Origin of the sequence: Xanthomonas prunicola (assembly GCF_025266575.1) — a bacterium.
Lineage (GTDB): Bacteria > Pseudomonadota > Gammaproteobacteria > Xanthomonadales > Xanthomonadaceae > Xanthomonas > Xanthomonas prunicola.
In genome coordinates this window covers 5,004,667-5,024,119 of sequence record NZ_CP096142.1, presented here as the reverse complement: position 1 = coordinate 5,024,119, position 19,453 = coordinate 5,004,667, and the positions used below count along the sequence as shown (strand labels likewise).

The window sequence follows — 19,453 nt, the reverse complement described above, 5'->3', positions numbered from 1 at the left end:
CATCGATCAGTAAACGCGCGGCTTCGGCGGGACCACGTCCACGTCCTTGCTCAGCGTGTACATGTGCACCGGGCGATATTCGAACTCGCACTTACCCTTGTCGTCGACGGTCACCAGCGTGTGCTTCTGCCAGTTGACGTCGTCGCGGTCCGGGAAGTCCTCGTGGGAATGCGCGCCGCGGCTTTCCTTGCGCTGTTCGGCCGAATTGATCGTCGCCACTGCATTGAGCAGCAGGTTGTTCAATTCGTAGGTCTCGATCAGATCCGAGTTCCAGACCAGCGAGCGGTCGGACACCTTGACGTCTTCGAAGGTGGCGAAGATCTCGGCCATCTTGTCCACGCCTTCCTTCAACGTCTTGCTGGTGCGGAACACTGCAGCGTCGGACTGCATGGTGCGCTGCATGTTGTCGCGGATCACCGAGGTCGGCGTGGAGCCGTTGGCATAGCGCAACTTGTCCAGCAGGCCCAGCGCCTTGTCGCAGGCATCGGACGGCAAGGTCTTGTGCGGCTGGTTGGGCTTGACCGTCTCGGCGCAGCGGTTTGCCACCGCACGGCCGAACACCACCAGATCCAGCAGCGAGTTGGAACCCAGGCGGTTGGCACCGTGCACCGACACGCAGGCCGCTTCGCCGATCGCATACAGACCAGGCACCACCGCATCCGGGTCGTCGCCCTGCTTGCGCACGACTTCGCCGTAGAAATTGGTCGGAATGCCGCCCATGTTGTAGTGCACCGTCGGCAGCACCGGGATCGGCTGCTTGGTCACGTCCACACCGGCAAAGATGTGCGCGCTCTCGGCGATGCCGGGGAGCTTCTCGTTGATGACTTCCGGGCCGAGGTGGGTCAGGTCGAGCAGGATGTGATCCTTGTGCTCGCCGACGCCGCGGCCTTCGCGGATTTCGACCGTCATCGAGCGCGACACCACGTCGCGCGAAGCCAGATCCTTGTAATGCGGTGCATAGCGCTCCATGAAGCGCTCGCCGTTGCTGTTGCGCAGGATGCCGCCTTCACCGCGCACGCCTTCGGTGATCAGGCAGCCCGCACCGTAGATGCCGGTGGGATGGAACTGCACGAACTCCATGTCCTGCACCGGCAGGCCGGCACGCATCACCAGGCCGCCGCCGTCACCGGTACAGGTGTGCGCGGAGGTTGCGCTGAAGTAGGCACGGCCGTAACCGCCGGTGGCCAGCACCACGCCGTGGGCACGGAACAGATGCAGCGAGCCTTCGGCCATGTCCAGCGCCAGCACGCCACGGCAGACGCCTTCTTCGTCGAAGATCAGGTCCAGCGCGAAGTACTCGATCATGAAGCGCGCGTTATGCGCGAGCGACTGCTGATACAGCGTGTGCAGCATCGCATGGCCGGTACGGTCGGCTGCCGCGCAGGTGCGCTGCGCCGACGGGCCTTCGCCGTACTTGGTGGTCATGCCGCCGAACGGGCGCTGGTAGATCTTGCCTTCTTCGGTGCGCGAGAACGGCACGCCGTAGTGCTCGAGCTCGATGATGGCCGGAATCGCTTCGCGGCACATGTACTCGATCGCGTCCTGGTCGCCCAGCCAGTCGGAGCCTTTGATGGTGTCGTAGAAGTGGTAGCGCCAATCGTCTTCGCCCATGTTGCCGAGCGCGGCGGAAATACCGCCCTGCGCTGCGACGGTGTGCGAGCGGGTCGGGAAGACCTTGGTCAGGCAGACCGTCTGCAGGCCTTTCTGGGCCAAGCCGAACGTGGCACGCAAGCCGGCGCCGCCGGCACCCACCACGACCATGTCGTACTTGTGTTCAGTGATCTTGTAAGCGGACATCTAATCTGGATTCCTGTTCTGTGTGCCCGATGACTCAGGCACCGCCCAGCGCGATGCGCGCCACTGCGAAAATGCTGACGATCGCGCCAAGCACGGCGACGAACTTCACCGTCGTCTGCAACGCCAGCGCCAGCAACGAATTGTGGATGTAGTCCTCGAGCACGACCTGCAGGCCAAGCTGCGCATGCCAGAACATCGCCACCAGGAAACCGACCAGCAATACGGCGTTCCACGGTTTGGACACCGCGGCGACTGCAGTCATGTAGTCGGAACCGAGCAGGCTCAGCACGAACGCCACGAACCAGATCGCCAGCACGACCAGCGCCGTGGCGGTCAGCCGCTGCATCACGAAATGTTCGGTACCGGTCTTGGCCGCGCCCAGACCACGGACATTCTTCAACGGGGTGCGATAGCGGCTCATGCGGACGCTCCGGTCAGGACATAGGCCCAGATCGCAGCGGTCAGCACCAGGCTGGCGATCACCGATGTCCAGCTGCTGCGGATGAAGGCGGGAATGCTGAAGCCGCGGCCGAAATCCTGGACGATGTGGCGGATGCCGTTGGCCAGGTGATAGGTAAAGGCCCATGACCAGGCGAACAGGAACGACTGGCCGTACCAGGCGCCCATCTGCTGGGTGAGGCAATTCCAGTGGTCCTCGCCGAGCATCAGCAACAGCAACGAGACGGCGATGACCAGCGCGCCTCCGGAAAGGATGACGCCGGTGGCTCGATGCAGGATCGAGGTCGCCATCTGGATCTGCCAGCGATATACCTGCAGATGTGGAGAAGTGGGACGTTCGCGGATCGCCATTCGCTGGGCTCGTTTTCTCGGCTGGGCGGCACTAGGCCGCTGTGGCTAGAAGCTGCTCAAAAATCGATGCAGCGTCCATTTTTTTCCCAGTCGCCGTAGCGCGTTGGCTCGGGGCCGTCGCGTCCACCAATCTCCTTCGGCAGTGGCTTCTTCTCGGGAATCGTCTCCTGAGGGGAAGGCTGCGTCTCGGAATCCTGCGCTGGGGTGGGGGTTGGATGGCCTATCATAGTGCTCTCACAACTTGGCGATTTTAGTCCTCCCCTTCCGTGGCTGACAACCTGAATCTTATTCCGCAGGGTTTTGGCTCCCTGCACGATATGCAATACGTCCGACTCGTCGGTGCGGATGCAGTGGCGTTCGCGCATGCCCAATTCGCCAATGACGTCCAGGCGCTGGCGATCGGGCAGTGGCAGTGGAATGCGTGGTTGACGGCGAAGGGGCGCGTGATCGCCATCTTCGCACTCCTGCGTGAGGACGACGCACACTTGTTGATGCTATTGCCTGACGGCAACGCGGCCGAGATCGCCGGGCAACTCGGCCGTTTCGTGTTCCGGCGCAAGCTGAAAATCAGCACTGCCGCGCTGCTTGCCTTCGGCGGCTTCGCAGCACCGGAACACGCGTGCGCCGCGCAAGCCGATATCAGAACGCAGCGTATCGAGCTGGATCTGGGCAGCGCCGCATTGCCGCGCACCTTGCTGCTGCATGCCGAAGATGCATTGGCAGCGCCTGTCGCCGCACCGAGCGCGGACGCGCAATGGCGGCATGCCGATCTGCAGCTGGGGCTCGCTCGCCTGGTCGAGGGCCAGCGCGAACAGTGGACGCCACAGCAGTTGGCACTCGACCGTCTGCAGGCCTACAGCGTCAAAAAAGGCTGCTATCCAGGCCAGGAGATCGTGGCGCGTACGCATTTCCTGGGCAAAGCCAAACGCGCCTTGCAGCTGCTGGAAACCGATAGCGTGGTCGAGGCAGGCGATGCCATCGCAATGGACGGCACCGCGATCGGCACGGTGGTGAGCGTGGCTGGCACCCTCGCGCTGGCGGTGTTGCCCTTGGAGCTGGCGCTGGACGCCGACACCACCTTGCAGGCCGGCGCGCACGGCGCACGGCCGCGCGCGATCGTGCCGGGGCTGGAGCGGTAAGAGCAGCTAAGAAAGTCGCGAGCAGTCGTCAGGTGGGCGTGGACAGCGCGCTCAGAACCGCAGCGTACGGGTAGTACATGCCGATTCCGGGCACCGGCAGCGCCCGTCTGCTGGTTGCGCAGTGGTTTGTTAGCTGCTCTGAGCCGCTTCCAGCCGCTGGCCGGTGGCCGGATCGAAGAAGTGCAAGACATCGCTGCGCAGCGCCAGACGCAGCGACTGCCCCAGCGCCGGCAGGCTTTGCGGCGGGACGCGGATCACCAGCGGCTGACCGCCACGGTCGAGATTGAGGAAGATTTCGTTGCCGACCGGCTCGATCACATCGACCCGGGCCTCGAAGCCCAGCAGCGCATCGTCGCAAGGCTGCAAATGTTCCGGGCGCACGCCTACGATCACGTCCTGGCCGAACCAGGCTGGATCGACCCGCGCCGGGCCCAGCGGCACGCGCCAGCCATCGGCCATGACCAGGTGCAGGCCGTCCTGCGCGTCCAGGCGCCCCTGCAACACATTCATTGCCGGGCTACCGAGGAAACCGGCCACGAACACATTGGCCGGGCGGTCATACAGCGCCATCGGGCTGTCGATCTGCTGGATCACGCCATCCTTCAGCACCACGATGCGCTGGCCGAGCGTCATCGCTTCGACCTGGTCGTGGGTGACATAGATCATGGTGGTGCCGAGCTTGCGGTGCAGCTGCGCAATCTCGGTGCGCACGCTGTGGCGCAATTTGGCGTCCAGATTGGACAGCGGCTCGTCGAGCAGGAACACCGAGGATTCGCGCACCATCGCCCGGCCCAGCGCCACACGTTGCCGCTGACCGCCGGACATCGCCTTGGGCAGCTTGTCCAGCATCGCAGTCAGGCCCAGCAGCTCGGCGGCATTGTTGACGCGCTCGGCGATGACCTGCTTCGGATGGCCGCGCAGCTTGAGCCCGAACGCCAGGTTCTCGGCCACGGTCATGTGCGGATACAACGCGTAGCTCTGGAACACCATGGCGATGTCGCGGTCCTTCGGTGCCACGTCGTTGACCACGCGCTCGCCGATCTTGAGCGTGCCCGCGCTGATGTCTTCAAGACCGGCGATCATGCGAAGCAGCGTCGACTTGCCGCAGCCGGACGGCCCAACCAGCACCATCAACTCGCCGTCGGCGACTTCGAAGCTCGCGCCCTGCACTGCCACCTGGCCGTTTTCGTAGACCTTGCGGACACCTTCCAACTGCACTTTCGCCATCGTTCGGCCTCAACGTAAGTAGTGCGCCCTGCCCTCGGCCCTCCCGATGGCGGTGACGCCGCATGCGTTTGCAAGGAAGTTTCCTGCAAACGAATGCATTGGTTTATTCTGACATGTAATCGTTTTCACATGGCAACATCGATCTTCGGAGGGACCATGCCGCCACGCAGTTCAACGTCATTGTCCAAGGTGCAGCCCGCTGCGCCAGGCATGCATGCCACCGCGCTGGTGCAGATATTCCACCACGGCGCTAACCGCTGATCGCCAGTTGCTGCAACAATCGGGGATTGGGCGTCAGCGTCCATCCCCTGCTGCGCGCACGCAAGTGCCGCTCAGGAACAGACGTACCGACCGCCGGCCGTCCGGCGCCTTTCCGACAAGCTGCTGATAACGATGTCCCCAGAATCTGAAACGCGGTCCATGCACAACACCCTGATCCTGTTTGGCGCCACCGGCGATCTTGCCCAGCGCTACCTGTTCCCCTCCCTGCTGCGTCTATACATCGATGGCCTGCTGCCGGAGGACTTTCGCATCCGTGCGCTGGCGCTGTCGCCGCACGACACCGATGCGTTCCGCGAGGTGCTGCGGCCGCGCCTGACCGAAGCGCTGCCGATCGCTACGCCTGAACAGATCCAGGCGCTGCTGCAGCGCGTGGACTACCGCTCGGTGGACCTGCGCAATGCCGAATCGGTGGCCGATGCGGTCCGCGAGCTTGCGTCCCGCCAGATCGTGAGCTACCTGGCGATTCCGCCGGGCCTGTACATCAGCACGTGCCAGGGCCTGGCACTGGGCGGCGCGCTGGCCGCACCGCACCGGCTGATGCTGGAAAAGCCGATCGGCCACGACTCGGACAGCGCCCGCGAGATCCTGCAGTCGATCGGCGCGCTGATCGACGAAGACCGCGTGTTCCGTCTGGACCATTACCTGGGCAAGGCGGCGGTGCAGAACCTGATCGCGCTGCGCTTCGGCAATACGTTGCTGGAGGCGGTCTGGAACCGCACCTACATCGAGTCGGTGCAGATCCTGGTCGCCGAAAGCGAAGGTGTCGACGGGCGTGATGCCTACTACGCCCGCTCCGGCGCGCTGCGCGACATGGTGCAGAGCCATATCCTGCAGCTGCTGTGCCTGGTGGCGATGGAGCCGCCGGCCGCGCTGGAAGCCGACCGCATCCGCGACGAAAAGGTCAAGGTGCTGCGTGCGCTGCGTCCGATGACCGCCGAGCATGCCGCCCATGACAGCGTGCGCGGCCGCTACACCGCCGGCACCATCAACGGCCAGCCGGCGCAGGCCTACCACCCGCCGGAAGGCAGCGACGTGGAGACCTTCGTCGCGGTGACCGCGCATATCGATAACTGGCGCTGGGCCGGCGTGCCGTTCCATCTGTGCACCGGCAAGCGCCTGGCCGAACGTTCCACCCGCATCGTGGTGACGCTCAAGCCGGTGACGCATTGGCTGTTCGAGCGCCCGGACCGCCAGAACGCAGTACCCAACCGGTTGACCTTCCAGTTGCAACCGCAGGAGAACATCGAACTCGGTCTGATGAGCAGCCTGGCCGGGCCGGAATGGGGTGCGATCGAACTGCAGCCGCTGGAACTGGAACTGTCGGTACCGACCGGCTTGCACCGTCGCATTGCCTATGAACGCCTGTTCGTGGATGCCTTCAATGGCAACCCGGCGCTGTTCGTGCGCGATGACGAGGTCAAGGCGGCGTGGGCGTGGATCGACAGCGTCAGCGACGCCTGGAAAGACGCCGCGCTGCCGCTGCAGCCCTACCCGGCCGGCAGCTGGGGGCCCGAATCGGCCACCCATTTCCTGCCCCCGGCCACCGACGCACAGGGACACACCGCATGACCGCTCCTTCCAAGCCGGTGCTGGTTGCCGATATCGGCGGAACCAATGCGCGCTTCGCGCTGGCCGATGTCGACGCGTCGGTGCCGTTGCTGGATGACACCTCGCGCGAATTTGCCGTGGTGGACTTCGGTTCGCTTGGCGAAGCCGCGCGCTATTACCTCGACCAGATCGGTGTGCAGGCCACCCAGGGCGTGTTCGCCGTGGCCGGCCGCGTGGATGGCGACGAAGCGCGCATCACCAACCACCCGTGGGTGATCTCGCGTTCGCGCACCGCCAGCATGCTGGGTTTCAGCACCTTGCACCTGATCAACGACTTCGCCGCCCAGGCCATGGCGATCAGCCTGCTGCGTCCGCAGGACGTGGTGCAGGTGGGCGGCGCCAGCTGGCGCCCGGCGCCGATCGACCAGCCGCGCAACTATGGCGTGATCGGCCCCGGCACCGGCCTGGGCGTCGGTGGCCTGATCATCCGCAATGGGCGCTGTTTTCCGTTGGAAACCGAAGGTGGCCATGTCAGCTTCCCGCCCGGCACGCCGGAAGAAATCCGCATCCTGGAAATCCTCTCCGAGCAGTTCGGCCGGGTGTCCAATGAACGTCTGATCTGCGGCCCGGGCCTGGTCAACATCCATCGCGCGTTGAGCGAAATCGCGGGTGTCGATCCGGGCCCGCTGCAACCCAAGGACATTACCGCGCGTGCGGCGGCGGGCGACCCGCGTTCGTCGCGCACGATCGATCTGTTCTGCGCCATCTTCGGCGCGATCGCCGGCGATATGGTCCTGATGCAGGGCGCCTGGGACGGCGTATTCCTCACCGGCGGGCTGGTACCCAAGGTGCTGGATTCGCTGCAGCATTCGGGCTTTCGCCAGCGCTTCGAACACAAGGGCCGCTTCTCCGCGATCATGTCGCGGGTGCCATCGCTGGCGGTCATGCACCCGCATGCCGGCCTGCTCGGCGCCGCCGCGTATGCAGTGGATGCACAACGTCAGCACCCTGGGGAACAGCGATGAACTTGCAGGACAACCCGCGCATCACCCTGGTGCGCTACGACGACCCGGCCGAGTGGACCGAGGCGGTGGCCAGCGAAATGGTCGACCTGCTGGAACAGGAAATCTCGCGCCGCGGCCAGGCACGCATGCTGCTGTCCGGCGGCACCACCCCGGCACCGGTGTACGAGTCCCTGGCCCACCGGCCGTTGGACTGGTCGCGGGTCGAAGTGGGTCTGGTCGATGAGCGCTGGTTGTCGCCGCAGGATCAGGACAGCAATGCCTGGCTGGTAAATCACAGCTTCCTGACCCACGCGCAGGCCGCCACCTTCATTCCGCTGGTTCGCCCAGGCAAGCAATTGCCCGAATGCGTACACACCGCGAATCTGCAGGCCAGGCATGCAGAACCGGCCTGTCTGGCGGTGCTGGGCATGGGCGGCGACGGACATACCGCTTCGTTGTTCCCGGGTGCCACCGACCTGCCCAAGGCGCTCGCCAGCCCGCAGCCGTATGCGTCGCTGGATGCCACCGGCTGCCCGGGTTCGAATCAATGGCCGTTGCGCATCACCCTGACACCCGCAGGACTCGCCAGCATTCCGACACGCCTGCTGCTGTTGCGCGGCAAGCAGAAGCTGGACGTGCTGCAGGCCGCGTTGGCCGGCGATGACATCAATGAATATCCCATCCGCGTGGCACTACAGCAGCCGGGTCCGCGGTTGCGGGTGCATTGGTGTAGTTGAGTGCGAGTCGTTTGAGAAGAATTCCTCGCAACAGCCCGCACATTCTTGTGCGGGAATCAAAAAACGCCCTTCATCCTTCCCCTCGTTTCTCATAGCCGGTAGCCAATGAGCCTGCATCCGAATATCCAAGCTGTCACCGACCGTATCCGCAAGCGCAGCGCTCCCTCGCGCGCGGCGTATCTGGCCGGTATCGATGCCGCCCTGCGTGAGGGCCCGTTCCGTAGCCGGTTGAGTTGCGGCAATCTTGCGCATGGTTTCGCTGCGTCGGAACCGACCGATAAATCGCGTCTGCGCGGTGCGGCGACGCCGAACCTGGGCATCATCACCGCCTACAACGACATGCTGTCGGCGCATCAGCCGTTCGAGCATTACCCGCAGCTGATCCGCGAAACTGCACGCTCACTCGGTGCCACTGCGCAGGTGGCCGGCGGCGTGCCGGCGATGTGCGACGGCGTGACTCAGGGCCGCGCCGGCATGGAGCTGTCGCTGTTCTCGCGCGACAACATCGCTCAAGCTGCAGCTATTGGCCTAAGCCATGACATGTTCGACAGCGTGGTGTATCTGGGTGTGTGCGACAAGATCGTGCCGGGTCTGCTGATCGGTGCGCTGGCGTTTGGCCACTTGCCGGCGATCTTCATGCCGGCCGGTCCGATGACCCCAGGCATTCCAAACAAGCAGAAGGCCGAAGTGCGCGAACGCTACGCCGCTGGCGAAGCCACCCGCGCCGAGCTGCTGGAGGCCGAATCTTCGTCGTATCACTCGCCCGGCACCTGCACCTTCTACGGCACCGCCAATTCCAACCAGGTGCTGCTCGAAGCGATGGGTGTGCAGTTGCCTGGCGCGTCGTTCGTCAATCCGGAGCTGCCGCTGCGCGCTGCGCTGACCCGCGAAGGCACCGCACGTGCCTTGGCGATCTCTGCGCTGGGCGATGACTTCCGCCCGTTCGGCCGTTTGATCGACGAGCGTGCCATCGTCAATGCCGTGGTCGCGCTGATGGCGACCGGCGGCTCGACCAACCACACCATTCACTGGATCGCAGTGGCGCGTGCGGCTGGCATCGTGCTGACCTGGGACGACATGGATCTGATCTCGCAGACTGTGCCGCTGTTGACGCGCATCTACCCGAACGGCGAAGCGGACGTGAATCGCTTCCAGGCCGCAGGCGGCACGGCGTTCGTGTTCCGCGAGTTGATGGACGCCGGCTACATGCACGACGACCTGCCGACCATCGTCGAAGGTGGCATGCGGGCCTATGTCAATGAGCCGCGCCTGCAGGACGGCAAGGTGACCTACGTGCCCGGCACCGCGACCACGGCCGACGACAGCGTGGCACGTCCGGTCAGCGCTGCATTCGAATCGCAAGGCGGCCTGCGCTTGCTGCGCGGCAACCTCGGCCGTTCGTTGATCAAGCTGTCGGCGGTCAAGCCGCAGCACCGCAAGATCGAAGCGCCTGCGGTGGTGATCGACACCCCGCAGGTACTCAACAAGCTGCATGCGGCCGGCGTGTTGCCGCACGATTTCGTGGTGGTGCTGCGCTACCAGGGTCCACGCGCCAACGGCATGCCCGAGCTGCATTCGATGGCCCCGTTGCTCGGCCTGCTGCAGAACCAGGGCCGCCGCGTGGCGCTGGTCACCGACGGACGCTTGTCGGGTGCCTCGGGCAAGTTCCCTGCAGCGATCCACATGACCCCGGAAGCCGCACGCGGCGGCCCGATCGGGCGCGTGCGCGAAGGCGACATCGTGCGCCTGGACGGCGAAGCCGGCACGCTGGAAGTGCTGGTCTCGGCCGAGGAATGGGCATCGCGCGAGGTTGCACCGAATACTGCGGTGGCCGGCAATGATCTGGGCCGCAACCTGTTTGCGATCAACCGCCAGGTCGTCGGCCCCGCCGACCAGGGCGCCATCTCGATTTCCTGCGGGCCGACCCATCCGGACGGTGCGCTGTGGAGCTACGACGCCGAGTACGAACTCGGCGCAGATGCTGCTGCAGCCGCTGCGCCGCACGAGTCCAAGGACGCCTGATCCCCTTCCCTCTCTGCGGCCGCCCCGGCGGTCGCCGTCACCCGGAGTTGCAATGACGATTGCCCAGACCCAGAACACCGCCGAAAAGCTGCTGCGCGACGCCGGCATCCTGCCAGTGGTCACCGTGGACACGCTGGACCAGGCGCGCCGCGTCGCCGATGCGCTGCTCGAAGGCGGCCTGCCCGCGATCGAACTGACCCTGCGTACCCCGATCGCGCTCGACGCGCTGGCCATGCTCAAGCGCGAGCTGCCGAACATCGTGATCGGCGCCGGCACCGTGTTGAGCGAACTGCAGCTGCGTCAGTCGGTGGACGCCGGTGCAGACTTTCTGGTCACCCCGGGCACGCCCGCACCGCTGGCACGCCTGCTGGCCGATGCGCCGATCCCGGCCGTGCCCGGCGCGGCCACCCCGACCGAACTGTTGACCCTGATGGGCCTGGGCTTCCGCGTCTGCAAGCTGTTCCCGGCCACCGCCGTGGGTGGTCTGCAAATGCTCAAGGGCCTGGCCGGCCCGTTGTCCGACCTCAAGCTCTGCCCCACCGGCGGCATCAGCGAAGCCAACGCGGCGGAGTTCCTGTCGCAGCCGAACGTGCTGTGCATCGGCGGCTCGTGGATGGTGCCCAAGGACTGGCTGGCCCAGGGCCAATGGGACAAGGTCAAGGAAAGCTCGGCCAAGGCGGCGGCGATCGTGCGGCAGGTGCGTGCGGGTTGATCGACCGAGCGCTGCACCTGGTAGTGACGCCGGGCGGCTGAGTGGCTGCACTTGGAGTATCTGCGCCCTCACCCCAACCCCTCTCCCGCAGGCGGGAGAGGGGCTAGAGCGCAGGCGATCTTGGTGTTCCAGTACACCTGCAAGGCCCCTTCCTCGCGTACCGCGTCCCTTCCCCCGCGTGCGGGGGAAGGTGCCCGCAGGGCGGATGGGGGGAGGCTTATCGGCAGGCGATCACGCCAGCGGCGCTCCCGCCGGAAGAGCGGCTTCAAACGACGCGTGGTGAGTCGATCACGACTCCAACGCAACGCTTGCCGGCGGCGTCTTCGGCAGACCGCGTGCACGCCGCACCAGTGCCGCTGCGCCGCTGCTCATGTCGTCGAGAATCGCGTAGATCGTCGGCAGAAACAGCAGGCTCACGACGGTAGAAAACGCCAGGCCGCCAGCGATGGCGCGCGCCATCGGGAAGTACGGCGGGCCGTCGCTGAACATCGTGGTGCTGGTCAGCGAGATCGGCACCATCGCCAGGATCGCGGTGCCCATCGTCATCATGATCGGGCGCAAGCGCTCGCGTGAGCCTTCCACCAGCGCCTGCGTACGGCCCATGCCGCGGCGGCGCAGGTTGTTGATGTGCTCGATCATCACGATGCCGTTGTTCACCACCACGCCCATCAACACCAGGATGCCGATGAAGGACATGATCCCGAACGAGGTGCCGGTGATCCAGAACAGCCAGAACACCCCGAAGATCGAAAACAGCACGCCGCTCATGATGGCTGCCGGGAACAGCAGCGATTCGAACACCGCCGCCATCACCACATAGATCATCACCAACGCGATCACCAGATTGAAGACCATCTGGCCCATCGCTTCGCCGTCGTTCTGGTAATCGCCGCCGTCGAAGGTATAGCTGTAACCGGCCGGGAAACTCATCGCCTTGAGCGGCTTTTCCATTGCCGCGCGTGCTTCCGGCACGGTGACCTTGCTGGCCAGATTGGCCTTGATGGTCAGCGTGGTCTGGCGATTGGTGCGGCCGATCTGGGTAGCGGCCGGGCGAATCTGCACGTCCACCAGGCTCAGCAACGGCACGCTGCGGCCATCCTTGGTGCGCACGGTGAAGCCGGCCAGGTCTTCGGGCTTGCTTTGCTCGGCGCCGGCAAAACGCACCCACACCGGCACCTCGTTGTCGCCGCGGCGGAACTCGCGCAACGGCGTGCCACGCAACGCCAGACCGACGAAACTTGCCACCTGCTCGGCACTGAACCCGAAGGCCGCCGCACGCTCGCGATCGACCCGGATCGCCAACTCGCTGGTGCGATCGCCGGTGTCCACATGCACGTCGCGCAATTCCTTGCGCTGCGCCAGCAGCGGCATCACATCGTCGGCCAGGGCCTGCAAGGCCTGGGTCGAATCGCCGACCAACTGCACCTGCACGCCTTGATTGCCGCTGCCGCCATCGCCCTGATTGCCGATGCTGTAGTCCGCACGTGCCGAGCGCGGCAAGGCCTTGCGGATCTGTTCCAGCAACGCCGGCAGCTCCTTGACCTTGCCCGCGTCGAAAGTCACGGTGGTGCTGCCGCCTTCCGCTTCGCTGAACCACGAATAGATCTGGGTGATGTGGTACTTGTCGCGATTGGCTTGCAGGTAACGCTCGACCCGCCCCACCTCCTCCCCCATCTGCTCATGCGTGTACGAGCCTTTCCACTGATACTGGATGAAAGCCTCGTTTCCGCCATCGCCGCCGAACATGTCGACCTTGGTCAACTTCATCGGCACCAGGCTGATCGCACTGACCAACACGATGCCGGCCACGCTCCAGCCGCGATGGGCCAGCGTCCATGCCAGCACCCTGGCATAACGCCGCTGCAGCCGCGCAATCACGCCGCGCTCGGAGCTCACCATCGGCGGTGTCTTCATGCGCGCCGACAACATCGGAATCAGGCTGATCGCCACCAGCCACGAGGCCAGCAGCGAGACCGAAATGGTGATCGCGATCTGCGCCATGAAGATGCTGATGTTGTTGGTCTCGCCGAACAGATTCGGCACGAACACGATGCAATGGCACAAGGTGCCTGCGCTCAGCGCAATCGCCACGCTGCGGGTACCGAGCAGCGCCGCAAGTTGCGGCTGCCCGGGCATGCGCTCGCGCTCCTGGTAGATGCTTTCCACCACCACCACCGCGTTATCCACCAGCATGCCGACCGCCAGCAGCAAGCCCATCATGGTCAGGATATTGAGCGTGACGCCGACGAAATACATGAAGCCCAACGTGATCGCAAAGCAGATCGGAATCGCCAGCGTCACCATCAACGTCGATGGCCAGTGGCGCAGGAAGAAGAACAGCACGGTGATCGACAACAGCAGGCCCACCGCGCCGGCTTCGGCCAGTTCCGCCAGCGACGAGGTCACCGCCTTGCCCTGGTTGTCGATCACCTTGATCTGCACATCGCGCATCGCAGGTTCGGCGCGGATGTCCTCGACCTCCTTCAACGCCGCCTTGGACACATCCACCAGGTTGGCGCTGCGCTCCTTGTAGATGTCCAGCCCGACCGCCGGGCGCCCATCCAGGCGGCGGCCGTAATTCATCCGCGTCGGCTTCAGGCGCACCTGCGCGATATCGGCCAACCGCAGCCCCTTGGCATTGAGCACCAGGTCGCGCAGTTCCTGCAGGTCGCGCAATTCGCCGATTGGCTGTACCCGAATGCGCTGGCCGTTGTCGTCGATCTGGCCTGCCGACACCGAAAAATTGAGCTTGCCCAGGCGCTCGCTCAAATCATTGAGGCTGAGGTCGTGCGCGGTGAGCCGGTCCGGCGCGATGGCGATCTCCACTTCGTTCGGCGGTGCGCCGGAGATCTCCACCTTGGCCACGCCGGGAATCCGTTCGATGCGCCGCTTGAACTCGCGGTCGAGCATGTCGTACGCGCCGGTCAGATCGGTCTGGCTGGCCAGGCGCACCTTCAGCACCGGTTCGTCGCTGCTGGACCATTTGTAGATGTGGAAGCGCTGCAGATCTTCCGGAAAATCGTCGCGAATGGCATCCAGCCGCTCGCGCGCATCCGATGCGGCGATGGCGATGTCGCGGTCCCAGTCGGAGAACTCGATGAAGATGTTGGCGCCGTCGGCGGTGGCGGTCGAGCGCATACGCTTGATGCCGGTCATCGTCGCCAGCGCCTCTTCGGCCGGCCGCACCAGATTGCGTTCCACCTCGTCCGGGGTGGAGCCGGTGTACGGCAGTTGCACGAACAGGAAGGGTGCGGAAATGTCCGGCAGCGCCTCCAGCGGCAACCGGAACGCGGCAATCAGCCCCACCACCACCAGCGAGACGAAGCACATGATGGTGGTGACCGGCCGACGGATGCTGAAGGCGGCAACGCTCATAGCGCCTCCAGCCCGTCGGTGGTCTCGCGTGCCTGCGCTTGCTGCCGCGCCGTGCGCCGGCCACGCTCCAGGTAGTACGCATCCGCGCGGCGATCCAGCAGGTCGTACACCACCGGAATCACCAGCAGCGTCAGCAGCGTGGACACCAGCAAGCCGCCGATCACGGTGATCGCCATCGGTGCGCGCACTTCCGCACCCTCGCCCATCGCCACCGCCAACGGCAGGAAGCCGAACAAGGTGCACAGCGTGGTCATCACGATCGGCCGCAAGCGCGAACGCGCGCCTTCGATCAAGGCCTCGCGCTTGGGCACGCCTTCCTCGCGCAGCTGGTTGACCTTGTCGATCAGGATGATCGCGTTCTTGGTCACCAGGCCCACCAGCAGGATCAGGCCGATGAACACCACCACCGACACCGGTTTGCCGGTCATCAGCAGCGCCAGCACCGCGCCCACCATCGCCAGCGGAATGGTGAAAAGGATGACGAACGGATGCAGCAGCGATTCAAACTGCGACGCCATCACCAGGTAGACCAGGAAGATCGCCAGACCGAATGCAAACAGCAGCGATTTGACCGATTGCGCCAGTTCCTCGCCCTGCCCGCCGATATGCATGCCGACACCTGCTGCCAACGGGTCCTTGCGCACCAGCGTTTCGACTTCGCGCACCGCACCGCCCAGGTCGATGTCCTTCAGGCTGGCCGACACGATCGCCACGCGGGTCTGATCGGCGCGATGGATCTCGCTCGGCCCGGTCGTCGCCAGCACCTCGGCCACCGCTGCCAGACGCACCGGCCGGCTGCTGCCAGGATTGACGATCAGCTGGCGGATCGCATCCACGCTGGCACGGTCGCTGTGCTGCGCACGCACCAGCACATCGATCTTGCGATCGCGGAAGCTGTAGCGGGTAGCCACATCGCCACGCACCTTCTTGACGATGACATCGGCGATCTGACGCGTGGTCAGCCCGAGCGCACCGGCGCGCTCCTGGTCGAAACGGATCTGGATCTCCGGGAAGCCTTCTTCCACCGTCGACTTGACGTCGGCGTAGTGCCCGTTGGCGCGCAGCATCGCGGCCAGTTTTTGCCCTGCACGCTCCAGCTCGCCCAGGTCCTGCCCGCGCAATTCCACTTCCAGCGGCGTGGAAAAACTGAACAAGGCCGGCCGCGCGAAATCCACCTGGGCACCCGGGTGCCCGACCATGCTGCTGCGCAGGCGCTGCGTCGCCGCCGCTTCTACTTCCGGGCTCCCGCCGCCAGCCATCACCACGGTGAGCTTGCCGATGTTCTCCCCGCTTTCGGTGGGATTGGCATCCAGACGCGTGCCGCTGCCACTGACACCATACAACGACGCCACCCCCGGGTCCTTGTCGTGCGCGAGCTGCAGCTCGCGCACGAGCGCATCGGTCTGCGCCAATGGCGTGCCGGACGGCAGCTTCACCGTCATTTCGAAGCGGTCCTGCGCCAGTTGCGGAATCAAATCTGCACCCAGCATCGGCACCAGCAACACGGTGCCGATGAACGCGGCGGCCGCCAGTCCCAGCACTAGGCCGGGCCGCCGCAATGCCGCCGGCAGCATCGCCAGATAACCACGCTCAGCGCGGCCATACGGCGCCATCGCCAGGTCGCTGGCCTTGCGCATCACCGGCGATACCACCCGTGCGATGCCGCGCCACAGCTTGACCACCGCCCACGCCACCGCGAAGAACGCGTAGCGCACGCTCGCGCCGGCCCCGCGCCGACCGGCAGCCACCGGCTTGAGCCAGCGCTGCTGCGGCTGCCACTGCGGATGGCTGGGCTCGTCCGGGAACGCCATCGGCGGTGCGCCCTTGAGCGAGCTCAGCATCGGAATCAGCGTCATCGACACCACCAGCGAGATCGCAATGGCGATCGCTACCGTCAGCGCCTGGTCGCGGAACAGCTGCCCGGCAATGCCTTCGACGAACACCAGCGGCAGGAACACCGCGATCGTGGTCAACGTGGACGCCATGACCGCCATGCTGACTTCGCGGGTGCCGGCGATGGCCGCATCCAGCACGCTCAGGCCACGCTCGCGCGCCTTGGCGATGCTTTCCAGCACCACGATCGAGTCATCCACCACCAGCCCGGTGGCCAGTGCCAGCCCGCCCAGCGACATCACGTTGAGGCTCAGGCCCAACTGGCCCATGAAGAAGAACGTGGTGATGATCGACACCGGCAACGACAGGCTGATCACGAAGGTGCTCCAACCATCGCGCAGGAACAGAAAGATGATCAGGATCGCCAGCACGCCGCCGATCACCGCATCCTTCTTGACGTCGCTGATCGCGTGCTCGATGAAGTGCGACTGGTCCTCGATGGTGGTGATTTCCACATCGCCGGGCACGGTCGCCTTCAACTGCTCCAGCCGCTTGCGCAGCGCCGCGGCGGTGGACACGGTATTGGCGTCGCCTTCCTTGTAGATCGCCAGCTCCACCGCTTCCTTGCCGCCGAGGCGGATGATCGCCTCGCGTTCCTTGTAGCCCTGACGTACCTCGGCTACGTCTTTCAATCGCACCGGCATGCCGCCGGCGATGCTGCTGCTAGACGCCGACGAGGTGCTCTGCACTTCGACCGCCGCCGCCAATGCCGCCTGCGACCCGGTAGACGCGGCAATCGCATACATCTGCTGCATCGCCGCTTCCGCGGCGCTGCCGCTGCTGCTCTGCGTGGTCACCAGCATGTTGCGGATCTCGTCCAGATCCACGAACTGGTTGACCGTGCGCACCAGATAGCGCTGCGAGCCTTCCTCCAGCCGGCCGCCGGAGATATTGACGTTCTCCTCCTTGAGCCGGGTGATCACGTTGTCGATCGGCAGGTTGAGCTGGGCGAGTTTTTGCTGATCGATATCGACCTGGATCTCGTCTTCCAGCCCGCCACCGACCTTGACCGCCGCTACGCCGGCCACCGGTTCGAGCTTCTTTTTCAGGTCTTCGTCGGCATAGCGACGCAAGCCGGTGAGCTGTCGGATCGCATCGGTATCGGAGGCCGGCGTCTGCTTGGGCGACAACGCCAGCCGCATGATCGGCTCGGTGGAAGGATTGAAGCGCAGCAGCACCGGCGGCTTGGTTTCCAGCGGCAGCGACAAGGCTTCCATCTTGTCGCGCACTTCCAGGCTGGCCTGGTCCATGTTGGTGCCCCAGGCGAACTCCAGCACCACATCGCTCTGCCCTGTGCGCGAAATCGACTTGAGCTTGCGCAGGTTCTTGACCACACCGACGGCTTCTTCCACCGGCTCGGTCACCAGCGTTTCGATTTCCGCCGGCGCCGCGCCGGTGTATTCGGTACGCACGGTGAGCGTGGGATAGCTCAGATCCGGGAGCAGATTGACCTTGAGGCTGCGCAGCGCGATCAGGCCGAACAGCAGCATGGTCACGGTGATCATGGCGATGGTCACCCGCCGGCGCGTGGCGAAGGCCACCAGGCCGCCGCCAGGCAGTGGCGCGTGTGGATCCACAGGTCCGTGCGGGTTGCCGTGATCGCTCATGCGTGCGTCTCGTCGTGCGCGGGCGCAGCGGCCTTGGTCGCGACCGGCTTGCGATCGGGCTGGCCGATCACCTGCACCGCAGTGCCGTCGCGCAGCGCCACCTTGCCGGCGGTCACGACTTGGTCGCCTTCCTTCAGGCCCTGGCGCACCTCCAGCCACGGCCCTTCGGCATAGCCCAGCGTCACCGGCACGCGGCTGGCCTTGCCATTGCGCACCACGAAGACTGCCGGTTCGCCATCGTCCAACAGCGCCAGGCGGGGGATCACCAACGCGTCCTTGCGCTGGTCGTAGTCGATGCGGATGCGCCCGAACATGCCCGGCTGCAACGCTTCGGCCCCCTGGCCGAACGCGCACACCACACGAAACGTGCCGCTGCCCGAATCCACCACCGGCGCAATGCGGTCCACCTTGCCCACGAACTGCTGGCCCGGCAGCGCATCGGCCAGCAAGGTCACCGGCTGGCCGGACTTGAGCGTGGCCAGTTCGCGCTCGGGGACGTTGAGCGTGGCCTCCAGCTGCGCATCGTCGACGATGCGAAAGATCGGCGTGTTGATCTGCACGAAGTTGCCGGTCTTGATCGAACGCGAGGCGATCACGCCGGAAATCGGCGCCTGCACCGTGGTGTAGGACAACTCCAGCGATGCCAAGCGATGCTGCGCACGGCTGTTTTCCACATCGAACTTGAGCTGGTCCACATCTGCGGCGCTGACCAACTGCTGCCCCACCAACTGGGTGGCGCGGCGATAGCTGTTTTCCAGTTTGCGCAGTTGCGCGTCGCTTTGCGCCACCGCTAGATGCGCCCGATCCGGATCCAGCCGCACCAGCGCCTGGCCGGCAGATACCTTCTGCCCTTCTTCCACCATCACCGACAACGCAACCCCCGAGGTCTTGGCCACCACTTGCGCCTCGGCGCGCGGCTCCAGCGCAGCGGTGCCGGTGTAGCTGGCGGCCACCGCACGGCGCGCGGCCTTGGCGATTTCCACCGGCACCGCATCCACTGCCTTCTTTTCCTCGGCGGCTTTGGCCTCGCCCTCTCCTGCCTTGCAACCGCCCAGAAGCAGGCTCGTGGTGATCAACAATGCAGCGGCGCAGGTTCCGCTGCGGCTCGGCAAAAAAGAGCGTGGCGACATCGTCGTGTCCTAGTGGATGCGTGAACAGGTGTTGTAGGCAAGTAGACCACCCAAATGCACATGCCGCCAATGCGCCAAAGGTCATGGTCTGTTCAAGTTGGCCTATTCACCCGGTTTGCGCCGCGCCAAATCGCAGGCATACTCGGTCCGGTTCCGTCACGCCCCCACGT

The 19,453-nt window shown here is 65.2% G+C and carries 14 protein-coding genes and 1 other RNA gene; 6 read left to right on the top strand and 9 right to left on the bottom strand.

Annotated elements, in window-relative coordinates; genetic code table 11:
* Positions 1 to 6: 6 nt before the first annotated feature.
* The 4 genes from sdhA to M0D43_RS21455 are packed head-to-tail and all read right to left on the bottom strand — an operon-like array spanning position 7 to position 2,834.
* A complete protein-coding gene (gene sdhA, locus M0D43_RS21470; RefSeq protein WP_005995652.1) occupies positions 7 to 1,797 on the bottom strand; it encodes a succinate dehydrogenase flavoprotein subunit in 1,791 nt (596 codons plus the stop codon).
* A 34-nt stretch (positions 1,798 to 1,831) separates the two neighbouring features.
* Positions 1,832 to 2,218, bottom strand: coding sequence for a succinate dehydrogenase, hydrophobic membrane anchor protein (gene sdhD / locus M0D43_RS21465; RefSeq protein ID WP_046964082.1), 387 nt, complete (start codon positions 2,216 to 2,218; stop codon positions 1,832 to 1,834).
* Positions 2,215 to 2,607, bottom strand: coding sequence for a succinate dehydrogenase, cytochrome b556 subunit (gene sdhC, locus M0D43_RS21460; RefSeq protein WP_252162934.1), 393 nt, complete (start codon positions 2,605 to 2,607; stop codon positions 2,215 to 2,217). The genes sdhD and sdhC overlap by 4 nt, the downstream gene beginning before the upstream one ends.
* 56 nt (positions 2,608 to 2,663) lie before the next feature.
* Complete coding sequence (locus M0D43_RS21455; RefSeq protein WP_164739479.1) at positions 2,664 to 2,834, bottom strand: DUF1674 domain-containing protein; 171 nt, start codon at positions 2,832 to 2,834, stop codon at positions 2,664 to 2,666.
* A gap of 39 nt (positions 2,835 to 2,873) precedes the next feature.
* Here M0D43_RS21455 and ygfZ point away from each other — a divergent pair, with 39 nt between their 5' ends.
* Positions 2,874 to 3,746, top strand: a complete 873-nt coding sequence (gene ygfZ, locus M0D43_RS21450) for a CAF17-like 4Fe-4S cluster assembly/insertion protein YgfZ (RefSeq protein ID WP_260807603.1) — start codon at positions 2,874 to 2,876, stop codon at positions 3,744 to 3,746.
* A 4-nt stretch (positions 3,747 to 3,750) separates the two neighbouring features.
* On the opposite strand, the gene M0D43_RS21445 is transcribed toward ygfZ, so the two are convergent.
* Together M0D43_RS21445 and M0D43_RS21440 are read right to left on the bottom strand one after the other, a co-directional pair.
* A non-coding RNA gene (locus M0D43_RS21445) (sX9 sRNA) lies at positions 3,751 to 3,825 on the bottom strand.
* Positions 3,826 to 3,875: 50 nt separating this feature from the next.
* The gene (locus M0D43_RS21440; RefSeq protein WP_260807602.1) at positions 3,876 to 4,973 is read right to left on the bottom strand and encodes an ABC transporter ATP-binding protein; all 1,098 of its coding nucleotides are present in this window, start codon (positions 4,971 to 4,973) and stop codon (positions 3,876 to 3,878) included.
* A 420-nt stretch (positions 4,974 to 5,393) separates the two neighbouring features.
* Between M0D43_RS21440 and zwf the strand changes: the two genes are divergently transcribed.
* From zwf to M0D43_RS21415, 5 genes are all read left to right on the top strand, one after another.
* Positions 5,394 to 6,824, top strand: a complete 1,431-nt coding sequence (gene zwf / locus M0D43_RS21435; RefSeq protein WP_252162930.1) for a glucose-6-phosphate dehydrogenase — start codon at positions 5,394 to 5,396, stop codon at positions 6,822 to 6,824.
* A complete protein-coding gene (glk, locus tag M0D43_RS21430) occupies positions 6,821 to 7,828 on the top strand; it encodes a glucokinase (RefSeq protein WP_065469839.1) in 1,008 nt (335 codons plus the stop codon). Before zwf ends, glk begins: the two co-directional genes overlap by 4 nt.
* Positions 7,825 to 8,544, top strand: a complete 720-nt coding sequence (pgl, locus tag M0D43_RS21425) for a 6-phosphogluconolactonase (RefSeq protein WP_252162929.1) — start codon at positions 7,825 to 7,827, stop codon at positions 8,542 to 8,544. Before glk ends, pgl begins: the two co-directional genes overlap by 4 nt.
* A gap of 105 nt (positions 8,545 to 8,649) precedes the next feature.
* Complete coding sequence (gene edd / locus M0D43_RS21420; RefSeq protein WP_252162928.1) at positions 8,650 to 10,566, top strand: phosphogluconate dehydratase; 1,917 nt, start codon at positions 8,650 to 8,652, stop codon at positions 10,564 to 10,566.
* Between the two features lie 52 nt (positions 10,567 to 10,618).
* Positions 10,619 to 11,278, top strand: coding sequence for a bifunctional 4-hydroxy-2-oxoglutarate aldolase/2-dehydro-3-deoxy-phosphogluconate aldolase (locus M0D43_RS21415; protein ID WP_260807600.1), 660 nt, complete (start codon positions 10,619 to 10,621; stop codon positions 11,276 to 11,278).
* A 288-nt stretch (positions 11,279 to 11,566) separates the two neighbouring features.
* Here M0D43_RS21415 and M0D43_RS21410 read toward each other — a convergent pair whose 3' ends face one another.
* The 3 genes from M0D43_RS21410 to M0D43_RS21400 are packed head-to-tail and all read right to left on the bottom strand — an operon-like array spanning position 11,567 to position 19,283.
* The gene (locus tag M0D43_RS21410) at positions 11,567 to 14,653 is read right to left on the bottom strand and encodes an efflux RND transporter permease subunit (RefSeq protein ID WP_252162927.1); all 3,087 of its coding nucleotides are present in this window, start codon (positions 14,651 to 14,653) and stop codon (positions 11,567 to 11,569) included.
* Positions 14,650 to 18,153, bottom strand: coding sequence for an efflux RND transporter permease subunit (locus M0D43_RS21405; protein WP_260807599.1), 3,504 nt, complete (start codon positions 18,151 to 18,153; stop codon positions 14,650 to 14,652). Before M0D43_RS21405 ends, M0D43_RS21410 begins: the two co-directional genes overlap by 4 nt.
* Positions 18,150 to 19,283, bottom strand: a complete 1,134-nt coding sequence (locus M0D43_RS21400; protein ID WP_260807598.1) for an efflux RND transporter periplasmic adaptor subunit — start codon at positions 19,281 to 19,283, stop codon at positions 18,150 to 18,152. The genes M0D43_RS21405 and M0D43_RS21400 overlap by 4 nt, the downstream gene beginning before the upstream one ends.
* Between the last annotated feature and the right edge of the window lie 170 nt (positions 19,284 to 19,453).

Excerpts from the sequence above, each read along its gene's own strand:
- M0D43_RS21440 (WP_260807602.1), bottom strand. The coding sequence starts at position 4,973 with ATGGCGAAAGTGCAGTTGGAAGGTGTCCGCAAGGTCTACGAAAACGGC.
- glk (WP_065469839.1), top strand. The coding sequence starts at position 6,821 with ATGACCGCTCCTTCCAAGCCGGTGCTGGTTGCCGATATCGGCGGAACC.
- sdhC (WP_252162934.1), bottom strand. The coding sequence starts at position 2,607 with ATGGCGATCCGCGAACGTCCCACTTCTCCACATCTGCAGGTATATCGC.
- zwf (WP_252162930.1), top strand. The coding sequence starts at position 5,394 with ATGCACAACACCCTGATCCTGTTTGGCGCCACCGGCGATCTTGCCCAG.
- M0D43_RS21455 (WP_164739479.1), bottom strand. The coding sequence starts at position 2,834 with ATGATAGGCCATCCAACCCCCACCCCAGCGCAGGATTCCGAGACGCAG.
- M0D43_RS21415 (WP_260807600.1), top strand. The coding sequence starts at position 10,619 with ATGACGATTGCCCAGACCCAGAACACCGCCGAAAAGCTGCTGCGCGAC.
- M0D43_RS21405 (WP_260807599.1), bottom strand. The coding sequence starts at position 18,153 with ATGAGCGATCACGGCAACCCGCACGGACCTGTGGATCCACACGCGCCA.
- pgl (WP_252162929.1), top strand. The coding sequence starts at position 7,825 with ATGAACTTGCAGGACAACCCGCGCATCACCCTGGTGCGCTACGACGAC.
- sdhA (WP_005995652.1), bottom strand. The coding sequence starts at position 1,797 with ATGTCCGCTTACAAGATCACTGAACACAAGTACGACATGGTCGTGGTG.
- M0D43_RS21410 (WP_252162927.1), bottom strand. The coding sequence starts at position 14,653 with ATGAGCGTTGCCGCCTTCAGCATCCGTCGGCCGGTCACCACCATCATG.
- M0D43_RS21400 (WP_260807598.1), bottom strand. The coding sequence starts at position 19,283 with ATGTCGCCACGCTCTTTTTTGCCGAGCCGCAGCGGAACCTGCGCCGCT.
- edd (WP_252162928.1), top strand. The coding sequence starts at position 8,650 with ATGAGCCTGCATCCGAATATCCAAGCTGTCACCGACCGTATCCGCAAG.
- sdhD (WP_046964082.1), bottom strand. The coding sequence starts at position 2,218 with ATGAGCCGCTATCGCACCCCGTTGAAGAATGTCCGTGGTCTGGGCGCG.